Origin of the sequence: Mucilaginibacter sp. AK015, from assembly GCF_014200785.1 — a bacterium.
Taxonomy (GTDB): Bacteria; Bacteroidota; Bacteroidia; order Sphingobacteriales; family Sphingobacteriaceae; genus Mucilaginibacter.
Genome location: NZ_JACHCV010000001.1, coordinates 138938 through 154690, shown reverse-complemented (window position 1 = coordinate 154690; position 15753 = coordinate 138938). Strand labels below are relative to the sequence as shown.

Here is a 15753-nt window from a genome sequence, read left to right as displayed (position 1 = left end):
CAATGCGGTTAGCTATATTCCAAAAAAGGGGGCGCTCCCACCCCCTTTAATCAAAATATAAAACCAACTAAAATTATGCTATTTAATAAGCGTTTTATAAAGCACATCGGCTACAAGCTTATTACCTGTAGCGTTAAGGTGCACCCCATCAACTGTAAGAATATCTCTATCCTTATTCTGCGGATTATTTTTTACTGCATATTCATGAAACAGCTTCCTAAAATCAACAAGGCCGCAATTATTTTGTGCAGCAACGTCGCGGATGATCTGCGAATACCTGTTCAGGTCTCCATCCAGTTCATTGCTATAATCCGTTTTTTCGCCGATGCTGGCGGGTGTGCAAATGGTAACCTTAATGCCTTTGGCCTGTATTTTTTTTATTAGCGCTGTATAAAACCTGGCAAATTTGTCCCAATCGGTGCCGGTACCAAACAACCGTTTGTGCCAAACATCATTAACGCCTACCCAAATTACTACCATATCGGGGTTTTTGGTCAATACATCATCTTCGTAACGCAGGTAAAGGTCGTATATCTTGTTACCGCCTATTCCTGCTCCGGCTGTTTCATAGTTGCCATCCTGCTTATTATCCTTCAGCATTTGCTGAAAAAGGGTGATAAAGCCATCGGGCTTTACGCCGTATTCGGTAATAGAATCGCCAAAGAACACTATCTTAACAGGCTTTACCGGCTGAAAACTGCACATAACAACTACTATGGCAAGCATTAAACATTTTTTCATAAGGGAGCTAAACGGTTTTGCTAAATTGATTTAGCTAATGTAAACAACATTTTTAACAGCAGCAAATTATACTTTACAAAATTAGCGGAATTTAACCCTGATAAAACGCGGCCGGTATAGATTGGGATCGGCTTCAAGGTCTTTTATAAACTCAACCGAGTTGATGTTATAGCTTATAAGCAGCTCGCCGGGCTTAGATAAAGTAGGATGTGCCTTGGCATTATAAACTACATAAGTTTTTTGCGCCAGATCGGGTTTACAATCCCACAATTTTATAACCGGGCCAAACGGGCCAACGGGGCTTGCCCCTATTCGCATCCCAACCGTAGTGCTCATGCCGCCATGCTGAAAAACCAGCGCGTACCGTCCATCGGGCAAAGCAGAAACACTAAGCTCGTTGGATACGCTGTTGGTAACAGGTGCGGCTTTATCAATATCACCAACCCAGGCAGTGCCATCCCAGTAATCCCACTTTTTAAAGTCCTCAAAATTAGCGGGGAGTACGCGGGCTACGAGCAGGTTTTTGGCCATACCCCGTACGCCGTATATGTAAATATAACCATCGGGCTTTGGTGCGCCTGCGGCTTTGGTGTTTACATAAACGCCCGCACCAAATGAGCCTATATCATCTTTTCCATCAGTTAAATAAAAAGGGGTATCCATTTGTTTAACTTCCTTAAAAGACAGCGGTGCCCCTCCCTGTATTTTAATAAGTGTATTACCTACTTCCCTAAAGCCAAAGGCCCCTGTGCTTACATTCCTAACGCGGTAGCCAAAAATATAGGTTACATTATTTACCTGGTTTACAAAGCCATCTCCAAGCCAGTAATAATCAGAAGGGGCTGTTTGAGGTGTTGCCGGTATAAACAATGATTCGGGCTTGCCATCTGCATCGGTGCCCCAGTAAAACTTCATTTTATCTTTAACCGGCTTGTCGCCCTCCAGTATCGCCGCCGAATTATGAATCATTTTATAACCCGGCACCATAGCGTTATCCCGGATTTCGCCGATCATGCTATCGCTAAATATGAAAAGCGTTTTACCGTTTAACCCGGCATGCCTGTTTTCTACGCCGTTTAGCGGTATGGTATAGATACCATCGCCGCCAAACCAACCTGTATTGCGCTTTAATAAAGCCGACCACTCGGGGGCTTCTTCCACAGTGAATTGCAGGTGGGTAAGATCTACAGATTTAGTTTGCGCATGGGCTTGCAGCAAGGCCGTGCAGATATATATACAAACCAACGTAATCCTTCTCATGGGTTCAATCAATTTAAATTATAGGTTTATACAGGTTGGCGATACGGCCTAAAGCGTTTATAAGCAATTATGGCTAAGCCCACAACCCCGCCAAGCAACATCAGGCTACCAATCAATTCTGCTTGTGTAAAGGTAATACCTAAATAACTGTAATTAAAATTTATGCGGATGTGTTCAATTAAAAAACGCTCGCCGCCGTTAAGTATAAGGTAAATACAAAACATTAGCCCGGGTACTTTTATTTTTTTTCGGAATGCCCACATCAGCAAAAACATTCCTATACATAAAGCGGCCTCATAAAACGGCGTTGGGTAAACACCTTTTACAAGCTGGTTACAATAATTACCGTTGCAGCCGGGTATAGGTATGCCCGCGTTAATGGCATTGTGCGGATACTTGAAACTCCACATCCAATTGGGCAGCCAATTAAGCCATTGCGGCTTAACATGCATATTTATTATCCCCCAATCGCCGTCGCCGGCCAATTGGCAGCCAATACGGCCAATACCGTAAGCCAGCATCATACCGGGCGAGCCTATATCTGCCAGGTGTACCTGTTTCATACCATGCCGATACCCGATATACAGGTACGTGAGCGCGCCAAATATCAAACCGCCATAATAAGCAAAACCGTTTGATGAGAACAACACCGCCAAGGGGTTATACCTAAACTGAGCAATATGCTCCGCTGCATCAAACAGCTTGGCCCCAATAAACCCGAAAAAGCCGACACTGAAAACAATAAGCCCCATTAACTGGTAAGGGTGCCGCGTTTCCTCGATCATCGTTGGTTTTTGTAATTGATCGCGCTTTTTATCAAGGTAAACCCACACCGCAAATGCGGTTCCGGCCAATAGGCCCGCTAATGTGCTGCCATGTATTGAAAGTAGGTATCTACGCGGATCTGCTACAAAGCTTTGGTAATAAAAAATCGCCCCTAAAAATTTAAATCCTAAAATAAATCCCAATAAAAAATTTACCAGCAGATCTAACACAGAGGCGGGCTTGCCAACTACAACCGTGCGTTTAAAGGCGTGTATCTTACCGTTAGCCTCGTATCTTTTAAATTCGGATGTAAATACTACATAGGCCAATAAGAACGACAAGGCTACAAAAAACCCCAGCGTTTGTATAGGGAACGAGAGCCGGGTATTAAACACGTATTCAAAGAGGTGGCCTATAGTTGGAAACATATCGCTAATGTAAAAAATACCGTTAAATTCCCTGTGCCCAACTGTATATGACCAATGGTGTAAAAGCAAACAGGGATCAACCACTTTCGTGTGATGACCCCTGCCCGTTTATTTATTACTTAAAAACCCAACTGTACACCCAGGTTAATTACACGCTGGTTAATATAAGCATCGCCGGCGGTGTTGGTTGATATCTCCGGGTCCTGCTGATATTTGTTATAGTTATCCCACGTAAACAGGTTATATGCACTCATGTATACCCTCGCGTTATTGATCTTGAATGGTAACAATTTGTTTGGCAACTGGTAGCCAATATCAATAGTTTTTAAACGGATGTAGTAAGCGTTGATAAGCCAGTAGTCGCTAAAATACGAAGTGGGGCTGTTTACCGATGTAGGGTTTAAGCCCAGCCTTGGGAAGTTTGCTGTAGAGGCTGTTTCTGGCGTCCACCGTTCCTGATGTATAGGTTGAAACTGGCTCTGGAATGGCTCGATACCGGTGCCGATTACAGCGAAGCTATAATTAAAGGAACCCTGGAACAATACACTTACACTAAAACCTTTGTAAGCCGCCTGCAGCGAAAGGCCCAGGGTTGTATTAGGCAGGTTTGGGTTACCAATGGCCCGTTTATCAAATACGTTTATAACACCATCGCCATTTAAGTCCTGGTAGCGCAGATCGCCGGGTTGCAGTGCTATGCCATTATCTGGCAAGGCGATAGGATTACCCGCATTTGAGCCCTGGTGGGCGTTTTTATAAGTGGTGATGGCCGCAATATCATCAGCCGTGTAATACCCCAGGTAATGATAACCATATTGCTGGCCAATAGAGTAACCTGTTTGTGCCAACCAGGGGTAAGCAGGTGCGGCCTCGTCTTGAAATAGTATTTTATTTTTAGCATACGAAAAAACAAAACCGGTGTTGTACTGGAACTGACCAATATTGCCATGATAGCTTATCTGCCCATCGAAACCCTGATTTTGGGTTTTACCTATATTAACAGCAGGCAAGCCTACACCCAATATTAAAGGCACACTTCCCGGTGTAATCAACTGGTCGTCGCGTATATCATGAAAATAATCAAAGGTTACCGATATTTTATCACGAAACAGGTTCATATCCACACCTATATCCAGTTTGCGGGCACGTTCCCAAACTACTGTTGGGTTGCCCAACGCGCCCTCGTAAATGGTAACATAGTTTTGCTGCGATTGGCCAAAGTTATACCCGCCCCCGTTGTTATAAACCTGGTTGTACACATACCGGTTACCGGGCGCGGCATCAGAGCCTACCAAACCGTAACTGGCGCGTAATTTAAACAGGCTGAAGACAGGCAGTGCCTCAGAAAAGAAATCCTCTTTTATGATATTGTAACCAACACTAACCGCGGGGAATAAACCAAAGCGATGGTTGGCGGCAAAACGGTCGGTACCGTTATATGCCAGGTCAAAGTCTATCAGATATTTCTGTTTATAATCATACGATACTTTGCCCGACACCCCCCTGAACTTTTGCGGTACACCTACTAAATCTCCTGATAAAAGATTTTGGGCAAATAGTGTATTTGACCGTTGATTAAAAAGCACCAGGCCCGAAAAATGGTGGGTGTTGCTAAACGTACGGTCGTAATTAAGAAATAGCTGCAGGTTATAATTGTTGGTATTAATATCTGTATTACCTGTTAAGCCATAGTTTTGATAAACATACGTTCCGCCGGGGCGAAGGGAGTATTGGTCCATAACAGGATTGTAATGGTATGACGGAATCCCCTCGTTAAATATCTGCTTGGTATACTGCTCTACACTGGAGTAAGCAACACGGCCCGACAATGATAACCCATCCGTAATGGCATCCAGCTTTTGTGTGGCCCCAAACAGGAAGTTAAAATCGGTTCTGCGCGAGTGCTGATATCCCCCGGTTGCCAACCTTGCGTTTAGTGTAGGCAGGTGGTCGGGGTTAAAGTTTGAATAAGCATAGCTATAGGAACCGTTAGGGTTTAAATAAGGCGATGTAAAGGGCGTTTCTTTGGTAAAGTTGTAAACCTCGCCTACCGCGTTTTGATTGTAGGGCTGGTTAAGATCAGAAAAACGTGTTGTTACATCTAAACGCAGATCGAGGGTTTTATTAACCTTCAGATCAAGGTTTGAACGGAAGTTATATCTGCGGAAGTAATAGTTAGTGTTCACCAAACTTTGCGGATCGGCAAAATCGCGTACCAAACCGTTTTGGTTTAATGCCCCGCCGGATATAAAGTATTTAAGCGCTTGTGTACCGCCCGAAATATCTAAATTAGTATTAGCCTGATAACTTTGTTTTTTAAATATCTTATCGTACCAGTTTACATTCGGGTGGCCGTATGGGTCGTCGTTATTTTTAAAATGAGCAAGATCTTCCGGTGTGAAGCTTTGCGGGAGGCCATCGTTCAATTGCGCTTCGTTTATCAGCAAAGCCGAATTGTAAGAATCCAAAAACTTTGGCGTTTTAGTTGGCTGCTGCACGCCGCCCTCTACCCTTAAATTCACTTTTGGGGTACCGCTTTTACCACGCCGTGTAGTTACCACCAACACGCCGTTTGCGCCCTTTATACCATATACAGCGGTTGTAGATGCATCTTTTAAGATAGAGATGCTTTCAATTTCGTTTACGTTTATTTGTTGCAACTGGTCGTAACTGTACTCAATATCATCTACAATAATAAGCGGTTGGTTGCCCGCAGGGTTTAACGAGCTTATCCCGCGGATAAAGAAGTCTGACGCATCTTTACCCGGCTGGCCCGATCCCTGCTGCGAGAAAAACCCGGGCAGCTTACCTGTCAGCGCGTTTTGCACATTGGCTGTGGGCACGGTACGTATATCGCCGGCAGATATAGAGCTTACCGCACCTGTATTGGTAATACGCTTGCGCGTTCCGTACGCCACTACCGATACCTCGTCAAGGCCGTTTGTACTTGTTTGCAAAATAATGTCAAGTGGTTTGTTGGCCTCTACCTTTAGTTCCCGGTTTATGTAGCCAATAAATCGCACTATAATGGTATTGGTTTGCCCTTTTAAGGTAAGCGTAAAACGGCCGTTCACATCGGTTATCGTGCCGTTGGTAGGTATACCTTTTTCTACAACCGATACCCCCGGCAAAACCCCTGCTATATCGCGCACCTTGCCCGTAACTGTTGTATTTTGCGCATACAAAGCCATCGGCAGCAACGTAAATATTATTTGAAAGAAAAGTATTATTTTTCTCATAATTGCTTAATTAATTTAGTTTAATTGATCGTTAGGGTAATTACCATCCGGGGTTTTGTTTCATATTCGGGTTTTTTTGCACCTCATCGTATGGTATAGGGTATAAATACATTTTTGGCGCATTAAACCTGGTTGTAAGCACATCAATAGGGTTATAGTTAAGCGTATTACCCACACGCACAATACTAACGCCTTCGCGGGGCTGGTTCATGGTGTTTTCAGCCAGCTTCCACCGGCGTATGTCCCAGTAACGGCTCTCTTCAAAAGCAAGTTCAATACGGCGTTCATTTTGCACTATTGTACGCATTTCGTCTTTGGTCATGCCGGTCTTTAAGCCATACAGATTGTCGGCGCCTGCTGCAATGCCTGCGCGTTTGCGTATACTTATAACAGTGTTATAAACATCGGTAGTTGGCCCCGCAGATTCATTCAGGGCTTCGGCATAACCTAATAAAAGGTCGGCATAACGCATTATCAACCAATCGGTATTATGCGCACTGTATGAGTTGGTGTTCTCAAAGTTGCCCATGAACTTACGCATGTAATAGCCCGTTTTAGTTTGCTGTAACGAACCGTTAGGTTTACTTTGCCCGCCTTCAAACGTTTGTATTGGTGTGTTTAGCCACTGCGCCCCGTTATAAAGTATGGTATAAGTTAACCGCGGGTCGCGGTTGTTATACGGGTTATTGATGTCGTATTGCGAAGCCGGGTCGTCTATAGGCAAACCATTTGCCATAGGAAAGGCATCAACCAGGCCCTGTGTGGGGCTGGTTTGGCCTTTACCGGTAGCAGCGGTAAAACCTATAGGGCCGTTGCTGGTTTCTACATTAGTATTATTGCCGCCCTGGCGCATAAATAAAATTTCGGGATTGTTTTGAGTTAAAAACACATCCTTAAAATTTGGCAGCAGCGAGTAGGTACCTAAATCAATCACATCTTTTGCTGCGGTGGCAGCAGCTGTCCACCTGCCGGCATCATAACTGGTATAACCTGTTAAATTATTTGCAGGATCAATATTTCCGCCATTAAACAGCGGGCTTGCCGCATACAATAGCACCCTTGCCTTTAACGCCAGCGCCGATCCTTTGGTTGGGCGATGGCTATCCGCATTCGGGTCGCTTATAGGGTATACCAGCAACGAATCCTTTATAGCGTCGCATTCGCTGACGATGTACTTTATACACTCATCAAAAGAGTTACGCGGGAGCGATATATCGTCAGATATAGTATATACGTGGTTGCCCATTAAAGGTACGCCGCCATAACGCTTTACCAGTTCAAAGTAAAACATTGCCCTTAAAAACCTGGCTTCACTTTTCCAAACATACTTCATCGAAAAACCGTTGTATTTGGCCAATACCGGTACCACATCAATGTTATTCACAAACTCGTTAGCCTGGCGTATGCCGGCATAATAGGTGCCCCACAAATTTTCATCGGCGGGCAGCGTATAGGAGTTATAAGACCCCGTAGATAATATAGTAACAACGTTTGAAGGGCCGGATGCCGAAGAAATAGCGTCATCTGATGCGGCATCAAGGTAATCGCCGCCAACCCGGTTATGGCCGTTACGCAAAACGGAGTATACACCGTAAAGGTAATGCTGCGCGTTTGTACCAGCCGAGTCCCGCGGGTCGAAAATGTGCGTGATATCCACCTTGTCTACGGGTGTCTGTTCGTATTTTTTGCAACCTGCTATTGCCAGTATCAGTGCTATGGCTGCTATAATTTTTTTGTGATTTTTCATGATCGTATTTTTTATAATGGCCAAAATTTAAAGTTTAACGGTTACACCAACATTTACTACCCGTTGTATGGGGTATGCACCGTTGCTAACTTCAGGGTCGATACCTTTATAACCATAAAGGGTTACCAGGTTTTCGCCATTAGCAAATAACCTCATGCCCGATAACTTGAATTTATGTATCCACTGATAAGGTAGATTGTAGCCTATCTCTGCATTTTTTAACCTTAGATAATCGCCGGAGCGAACATACAGGGTTGAATTGGCTGTGTTGTTAGCATTACCAAGCGAAAGGCGGGGAAGCGTTGCCGTAGACGCGGTTTCGGGCGTCCACCTGCCGGTTAGGTTATCGTAACCCTGGCCTGCGTAGGTAAGGCCCAAAAAGCCCACCCCTGCAAAGCTGTTTACCATTGCTTTGTTAAACATAAACTCGTTGTTTTTAACGCCTTGTATGATCATGCTGAAGCTAAACCCTTTATAATTGAACCCTAACGACGTGCCGTAGAACAACAATGGTTTTTTGTTGGCGATTGCCGAAATGTCAAACTGATTGATCACACCGTCGTTATTCAGGTCCGCATATTTTACGTCACCCGCTTGCGCGGTATAACCGGTAGTTGTAGCACTGTTTGCAGCCTCCTGGTCATCTTTAAAGAAACCTAACGCTGTGTAAGCGTAAACAGCGCGTGTAGACTGGCCCGTGTGGCGCAGCCACGGGTACGGCGAAGGTGTTTCATCGCTGAATACATTTTTTGAGTATTGTAAAGAGGCGTTACCTGATATAAAGTAATTGAAATTGCCAATGTTGTTTTGATAGGTTAAGGTAAGCTCTTCTCCCTGGTTAAGCACTACTCCAATATTTTCTGCTGAGTAAGGGGTACCCAATAACAGACTATTGCGCCCGCGTATCTGCAACAGGTCTTTGTACCTGTCATGATAATAATCGGCGGTTATTTTGAAATGATTGTTGAACAAGGCAATGTCTGCGCCAATATCAATCTTATCAGCTTTTTCCCAACTGATGTAGGGGTTGGCTAACTGGTTTTGGAAAATACCCTGTACATCGCTGCGGCTTGTACCTGTGCTGTATTGGTAGCCATTAGGCGAACCGTAAGTTTGAATAAAGTTATAGTATCCAAAATTATCTACGTTGGCATTACCGGTACGGCCATAGGTGGCGCGCCATTTCCATGAAGTTATAAAGTTTAGGTTATCCTTAATAAAATCTTCTTTAGCCATTTGCCAGCCTACACCGCCGGCGTAAAATATACCAAACTGTTTGCCAGGAGGGTACCTGCTGTAGCCGCTGCGGTTTACAGCGCCTTCTATAAAGTATTTTCCATCGTAATTATAACCGGCTTTAAAAGCCTCGTTGGTGGTTGTGCTTGTTAAATCGAAATTAAGGTTAACTGAGCGGGTATCATATAGCAGCATACCTGTAACATTGTGCTTGCCAAATTGCCTGTCGTAATCCAGTGCCACCTGCGCAAATGCATAGCGGGCGCTGGATATGCTGGTAAAATTATTTACTTGCGCAACAGGGCTGCCTACCCCGGCGTAGGTGTCGTCGGGCTTTATTAAAAAGGTATTGTTTTGCAACGACCTGTTAAGCAATCCCTGTGATGACAGCGCCAGGTTACCTTTAGCTTTTGCAGACAAGCCCTTGGTAACGCTGCTCATATCATAGGTAAGATCTAAATTGGCCAGTACATCGTTACTGTTTGTACGCTGGTAACCAGAAAATTGCGATTGCGACAAAAGGTTGTTGGTAAATGTGGTGGTCCCGCCAAAAGAGCCATCCGGGTTGGTAGCCGGGTAAGCGTTATTTGGTGTGGAATATAAACCGCTAAGAATGTTGTTATAACCCGCACCTGGCTGCGTGCCCGACTGGATACGGCCAAACAACTGCAAATCGACAACAAATTTTTTAGTTACGTTAACCGTCAGGTCTGAGTTGATGATGTAACGGCTTAGGTTATTATTGGTATTGTATGGTACCGAAGATGCTGTTTTAAACATGCCATCCTGGTTAAGGTAGTTTAATGATACACTGTACCTTGCTATTGCCGAGCCACCATTTACATTAAGTTTATAACTGGTAATAGCCGAATTATCGCGTAGTAGCAGATTATACCAGTTCACATCAGGATGCCGCACCGGGTCGCTGTGGTCGCGGTAAGCGTTAAAATCGGCACTGCTGTAAATAGGTAGTTTGCCGTCATTCTGTAATGCCTCGTTATACAGGTAAGCATACTGATAAGCAGGTAACGGTGTAGGCAAACCCAGCGGGGATTGTAAACCTGTTTGCGCCGTAAACGATATGCGCGGCGGGCCGGCCTGTGCACGCTTGGTGGTAATAAGCAGAACGCCCCTTGAACCGTTTATACCTAATAATATATTAGAAAATCCGTCCTTTAAAACCGAAACTGATTCAATGCTTTCCGGGTCAAGCGAAGCTATCTCCCGTTGTACACCATCAATAATAGTTATCGGCACCTGGCCACGCAGGTATAGGTTAAACTCGGTATTGTCATTAGCCGAGTAGTTGTTGTGCAACACTACATTACCAATAAAATCGCCCTGAGTTTGCGGGGTAGTTTGGGGGGTTGCAAAGCCGCTGTACTGTTGCGTATATAAACCCGAAAGCTGGCCCGGTAACGCATAAGTGTAAAGCGTTGCAGGTGTAGTTGTAAGCTGGTTGGTGTATACCGTTGATATAGCACCCAGGTATTTATCTGCATCGGCTTTGCCGTACAGCACGTCGATTTTTGCAGGCGTTTTAATGTAGGTATCAATCAACCTGACGGTTATTGCCCGGTTATCTTTTACGGTGGCCTGGCGTACATTGTAATTAGGGTGTATAAATACCAGGGTTGTATTGTTAGCAGCATTAATTTCAAAACTGCCATTTTTATCAGTGCTCACCGTATCTGCTTTGCCCTTAACACTTACCTTAACCCCTTTTAAAGGATTGCCGTATTCATCAAGCACAACACCAACGGCCATGCCGGGGCGGGCATTAACTTTCGCGGTGGTATCCTGCTGCATAGCGCGGCCTGTTGTGCACAGCGCCAGCATCAGTATAACCAAAGCCGTAAAATATTTATTTAAGTAGCATTTAGCCATTGTATAAAGTTTAAATTGTTGGCAAAAATTAAAATATCGTTTTAGCAGGGCAAGCATAGGTTATTGCATATGCCACTGTTATATAAAAGCTTATTATTCGCACTTAAAGGTGTAAACAAACGGTTCGAGTGTGTTACCGTAACCCACTTTAGTTGTTCCCGCTTTGTTGGTTACGAAGTACTCCATCTTTGTGATGGTTTGCGCATCGGTTATATTAAAAAACGCCCTGGGCCAAAAAGTTACGCGATACCTTTTGCTGGTTGCCGTTGTTTGCACCATCCGTGTTTTATCCGTCTGTTCGCACACCTGTATGGTTTTACCATCGTTGGTATACGCGGTTGCACATAAATATAATTCGTTCTCGCCGCTAAGCGGAGTTGCTACCACGGTACCATCAAAAGTCAGGGTAACAAAATCATTGTCCAGTGATTTAGGCGGATCTACAATGGTAAGCTGTGGGTTACAAAAATCTACTACATCGCCGGTACCCCCGGTTAGCTCAAAGCAAGGGGTTACCACTTCACTATAATAGGTGCCGTTACCATCACTGGTGAAACCGTTGCCGCTATCGGTAATCACATAGCCCAGCTTTACAAGCGTGTTGTTATTATCGGCGCCAACTTTTATATTTATTGATATATCACCCGTAAAAGTGTTGCCGTTGTGAGTGAAGGATTTATCTGATTGATAGGCCACCCACTCCATATCATCAATAAGGTTACCACCTATCCCAAATGTTTTTTTCATGTATGCCGGCCAGGTTAAACCCCCGCCATTTTTAGGCAACGTAGCATCGGTAAGCAGCGTCATGGTGCCGCCGCCCAATGCAGGGCTGTTATAGGTTACTTTAGTGTTTTGAGCAGCTTTCCATCCTTTCGGCACCAAAAAGCCAAAAATCAGGTAGTCAGGACCACCGTCGCCTACAGTAGGGATTGAAATATGTACGGTGATAGGCACAGTTGCCCCTACTGTTGCTGTGGCTGGTTGGTCTACTCCGGTAATTACTTCGCCACAGCAAGCCAATACTATACCTAGTATTATGCATGTGCACGCCCGCCATAAAATTTTACCTTTTATATGTAAATATGATCTCATAATCTGTTTTTGTTTTGTGGCCTTAGTTAACCTTTTGCAGTACGTACACGTAAGAATTGTTAGCGCAGCCCGGACTAAAAGTGAGGCTAAGCTGGCGTTTACCATTTACTATTGGATAGGTAAATGCAGTAGAAACCGGTGTGCCGCCAGCCGCTGTAAACGTTATTTTATACGGATACTCTGGGTCGTCAAGCGCGAACATGCCATCCTGGTTAACAATAAAGGGCAACCTGTTGGTAAGTTTGTAACCGCTCCCGTCAAAGTTTATCCTAAACTGGCCAAAATCTACAAGGCCTGCTAAATCGGTGCCGTTACGGGTTGCTTTTATTACCTGCCAGCTTCCGCTTATATCTTTCAATGCTTCCTGTTTAGGCAGTACTTTTTCTGTTTTGCATGCTGCGGCCATCAGCGTCACCAACAGCAATAACATCATGCCTTTTATATTGTAAAACTTTTTCATTTAATAATTTTTCAATGTTAATATCCTGGGTTTTGGAACAGTTCAGGCGATTTAGCAACCTCGGTTTGAGGTAGTGGCCATAGGTACATTGCCGGGCGGAAATTACGCTTACGTACATTAAAAATAGTATAGGTAGCGGCATTACCATTTCGATTGATCTCGAGCCCTTTTGTTTGAATGTTATCGGTTTGTTCCGCAATCTTCCAGCGGCGCACATCCCAGAAACGGTGAGCTTCAAAAGCAAGTTCTATACGTCGCTCGTTTTGGATTGCCAAACGCATGCCTGCCTGGTCAAGGCCTGCCGGTAACTGATACGGCATTAAACCCGCCCTCTGCCTTATAGCCTCAACAGCAGCATACACTTGCGTTGTCGGCCCTTCGTATTCGTTGGCCGCTTCGGCATAGTTAAGCAAAACCTCGGCATAACGCATCAAAGGGAGTACCCTTTCGGTATTATGCATAAAATCTTGTGATACCGCATTAGGCGAAAGCATTTTGTTGGTATAATAACCTGTCGATGTTCCTACATGCACGGCATCCGGGCCAGTAGATATTCCCTTGTAATTACCCTGGAAAATATTAACCGGTGTGAAGCCAGGAACAAGCCTGTTCTGCAACAATGTTTGGTCGCGGATAACGGTAAAATCTAAACGCGGGTCGCGGCCATTAAAAGGGTCCTGCGGATCATAACCTGATGTAGGATCTGTAATTGCCTTACCATTTGCCATCGGAAATGCATCAACCAGTCCCTGTAAGGGGAATGCACCATTTTTTCCTGTACGCGATGGCGGCTGAAACAGTTCTTCCAGATCCGAGTTATCTGAAGGGCGCATCAGCTCAAATATATATTCGGTATTATACCGCTGGGTAAACAAATTTTGAAATCCTATACCCGGCTTGGAGTTATCTACATTTAATTGATATACACCGAGGCCAATAACAGCTGCCGCCGCATCCCGCGCTATTCTCCACCTCTCCTTATCAAAACCCGGATATCCTAAAACCGCGTCGTTTTTTGTGCCTGTGAGCGATTGCCCATTAAACAGCGGACTTGCTGCATACAACAGCACCCTGGCTTTAAGCGCAAGGCAAGCCCCTTTTGAAGCCCTGCCATAATTTAAACCTGTTTGCGTATTTGGCAGGTCAGTTGCGGCAGCATCACACTCGGCCACAATATAGTTCACACACTCCTCGTAAGTGTTGCGGCCTGCGGGGATTTTATCCGTATAGGTATAAATACTATCGCCCAGTAAATGTATACCGCCATAATGTTTAAGCAAAATAGCATAATACCAGGCGCGTAAAAACCGGGCTTCGGCTTTCATTTGCGCCTTCGCAAAAGCATTAATAGGCACATTGGGCAGGTTTTTCAGCAACTGATTAACCGACCTGATATTGGTATATGATATTCTGTACGCGTCATCGGTAACCACAGCGGCATTAATGGTACCTGTTTCCCACGCCAGCGCAGTAGAACCGCCAGAGTTGTAAACTTCAGCCTCGTCAGACGACGCATCTAAGCCTCCATTGGGTGTTTGATTAAAGGGAGAAGGCCCATAAGTGAACCGCTTTGCCGAAGCGCTGAACCCAACATTTTCGTAGATACCGGCTAAGAAGCGCACTGTATTAGCACTATCTTTAAACACGGTTTCTTCTGTTAAGTTAGATGTGGTAGTTTGCCCCAGGAAACCGTCTTTTTTACACGATGCAAAAAGAAACAGCGCCAAAAAAAGGGAATAAGCAACCAGCTTAAAGTAAATTTTTCTCATATTTTAGAATTATAATAATAAAGCTATTAATTCCGGGCGTTTTGTATGCTGAAGTATAAAAAATCGTTTTAGCAAGCTGTACAGGATTGCACGATATAGGTACTTCTTAAATTAAATAATTGGTTTATAATTATGTGCTAATATATATTGTAAAAACGATTTAGCAAAGTTTTTTTAACAATTTTTTACTTTTGATAATTTGAGATTTAGCAACAGCTATATTTAGCATTTTAATAAGTTTTACAGTTAAAACAACAAATGTTTTCAAAAGATAGTAGCGAGTTTTACCTTTTATTATTAAAATACCTGCTAAAAAATAGCGCCTGGTAGTTTACAGCGTTGGCCCAATACTCCCATGAGTGCCCTCCCGGCCGCACGGTATAGTCGTGGGGTATTTTCCGTTCCAAAAGTTTTTCGTGCAACTCCTGGTTGCCGCTATACATACCATCGTCGTAACCGCAATCAAAGGTTAAGGCCAGCGAATCAGGTTTTAATAAATAAATCAAACTAACCACACAATGTTGTTCCCATACATCGGGGTGCTCGCTATATTTCCCTAACACCTGCTCTATACCATAGCTATCAGCAAACTGGCGTATATCTACTACCCCACTCATACTGCCTGCTGCCCCAAATATATCCTGATGTTTAAATGCCAAAAAAAAAGCACCATGCCCCCCCATACTTAAACCGGTAATAGCCCTCCCCTTACGATTGGTTATAGTGGCATAGTGTTTATCAATATAGCTTACCAACTCATTGGCTATGTAAGTTTCATACATCCATTCCTTATTCATCGGGCTATCAAAATACCACCCTGCAAAGTTGCCGTCGGGGCAAACTATCAGCATATGATAGTTATCGGCCAGTTGTGAAATAGTGGGCACCTTTTTTATCCAATCGCTATACTTGCCGCTAAAGCCATGCAGCAGGTACAAAACAGGATATTTTTTTTCTGCCGAATAATCTGCCGGCTTTATAACTACTGCTTTCAGGTCCTTATTCATGGCGGCACTGTGGGTAAGCGCCGTATCAATTGTTGCTGCGTTTGCTTTAAGCACAAACGTCGTTGCACAAAGCAGCAATAGCGCAATGGTTTTTTTGGTATTCATATAATAAGGTGGTA

10 protein-coding genes are annotated in these 15753 nt (G+C 44.1%); all 10 read right to left on the bottom strand.

The window, feature by feature from the left end:
• Positions 1-78: 78 nt before the first annotated feature.
• The gene (locus HDC91_RS00650; protein ID WP_183547474.1) at positions 79-741 is read right to left on the bottom strand and encodes an SGNH/GDSL hydrolase family protein; all 663 of its coding nucleotides are present in this window, start codon (positions 739-741) and stop codon (positions 79-81) included.
• Between the two features lie 81 nt (positions 742-822).
• Positions 823-2001: a DUF4185 domain-containing protein gene (locus HDC91_RS00645; protein ID WP_183547471.1), complete on the bottom strand. Its 1179-nt coding sequence runs from the start codon at positions 1999-2001 to the stop codon at positions 823-825.
• A 26-nt stretch (positions 2002-2027) separates the two neighbouring features.
• Positions 2028-3194 (bottom strand): prolipoprotein diacylglyceryl transferase, encoded by a 1167-nt coding sequence (locus HDC91_RS00640; RefSeq protein ID WP_183547467.1) that lies wholly within the window; start codon positions 3192-3194, stop codon positions 2028-2030.
• A 119-nt stretch (positions 3195-3313) separates the two neighbouring features.
• A complete protein-coding gene (locus tag HDC91_RS00635; protein WP_183547464.1) occupies positions 3314-6433 on the bottom strand; it encodes a TonB-dependent receptor in 3120 nt (1039 codons plus the stop codon).
• A gap of 40 nt (positions 6434-6473) precedes the next feature.
• Entirely contained in the window at positions 6474-8180 is a 1707-nt protein-coding gene (locus HDC91_RS00630) for a RagB/SusD family nutrient uptake outer membrane protein (RefSeq protein WP_183547461.1), read from the bottom strand.
• 27 nt (positions 8181-8207) lie between these two features.
• Positions 8208-11183, bottom strand: coding sequence for a SusC/RagA family TonB-linked outer membrane protein (locus HDC91_RS00625; RefSeq protein WP_370576803.1), 2976 nt, complete (start codon positions 11181-11183; stop codon positions 8208-8210).
• 213 nt (positions 11184-11396) lie between these two features.
• A complete protein-coding gene (locus HDC91_RS00620) occupies positions 11397-12398 on the bottom strand; it encodes a DUF4961 domain-containing protein (protein ID WP_183547455.1) in 1002 nt (333 codons plus the stop codon).
• A gap of 22 nt (positions 12399-12420) precedes the next feature.
• Positions 12421-12858, bottom strand: coding sequence for a DUF5004 domain-containing protein (locus tag HDC91_RS00615; protein ID WP_183547453.1), 438 nt, complete (start codon positions 12856-12858; stop codon positions 12421-12423).
• Positions 12859-12875: 17 nt separating this feature from the next.
• Entirely contained in the window at positions 12876-14627 is a 1752-nt protein-coding gene (locus tag HDC91_RS00610; RefSeq protein WP_183547450.1) for a RagB/SusD family nutrient uptake outer membrane protein, read from the bottom strand.
• Between the two features lie 284 nt (positions 14628-14911).
• A complete protein-coding gene (locus HDC91_RS00605) occupies positions 14912-15739 on the bottom strand; it encodes an alpha/beta hydrolase family protein (RefSeq protein WP_183547447.1) in 828 nt (275 codons plus the stop codon).
• Between the last annotated feature and the right edge of the window lie 14 nt (positions 15740-15753).

Coding starts and splice junctions, on each gene's coding strand:
- HDC91_RS00650 (WP_183547474.1), bottom strand. CDS start 741: ATGAAAAAATGTTTAATGCTTGCCATAGTAGTTGTTATGTGCAGTTTT.
- HDC91_RS00645 (WP_183547471.1), bottom strand. CDS start 2,001: ATGAGAAGGATTACGTTGGTTTGTATATATATCTGCACGGCCTTGCTG.
- HDC91_RS00640 (WP_183547467.1), bottom strand. CDS start 3,194: ATGTTTCCAACTATAGGCCACCTCTTTGAATACGTGTTTAATACCCGG.
- HDC91_RS00635 (WP_183547464.1), bottom strand. CDS start 6,433: ATGAGAAAAATAATACTTTTCTTTCAAATAATATTTACGTTGCTGCCG.
- HDC91_RS00630 (WP_183547461.1), bottom strand. CDS start 8,180: ATGAAAAATCACAAAAAAATTATAGCAGCCATAGCACTGATACTGGCA.
- HDC91_RS00625 (WP_370576803.1), bottom strand. CDS start 11,183: ATGGCCGTTGGTGTTGTGCTTGATGAATACGGCAATCCTTTAAAAGGG.
- HDC91_RS00620 (WP_183547455.1), bottom strand. CDS start 12,398: ATGAGATCATATTTACATATAAAAGGTAAAATTTTATGGCGGGCGTGC.
- HDC91_RS00615 (WP_183547453.1), bottom strand. CDS start 12,858: ATGAAAAAGTTTTACAATATAAAAGGCATGATGTTATTGCTGTTGGTG.
- HDC91_RS00610 (WP_183547450.1), bottom strand. CDS start 14,627: ATGAGAAAAATTTACTTTAAGCTGGTTGCTTATTCCCTTTTTTTGGCG.
- HDC91_RS00605 (WP_183547447.1), bottom strand. CDS start 15,739: ATGAATACCAAAAAAACCATTGCGCTATTGCTGCTTTGTGCAACGACG.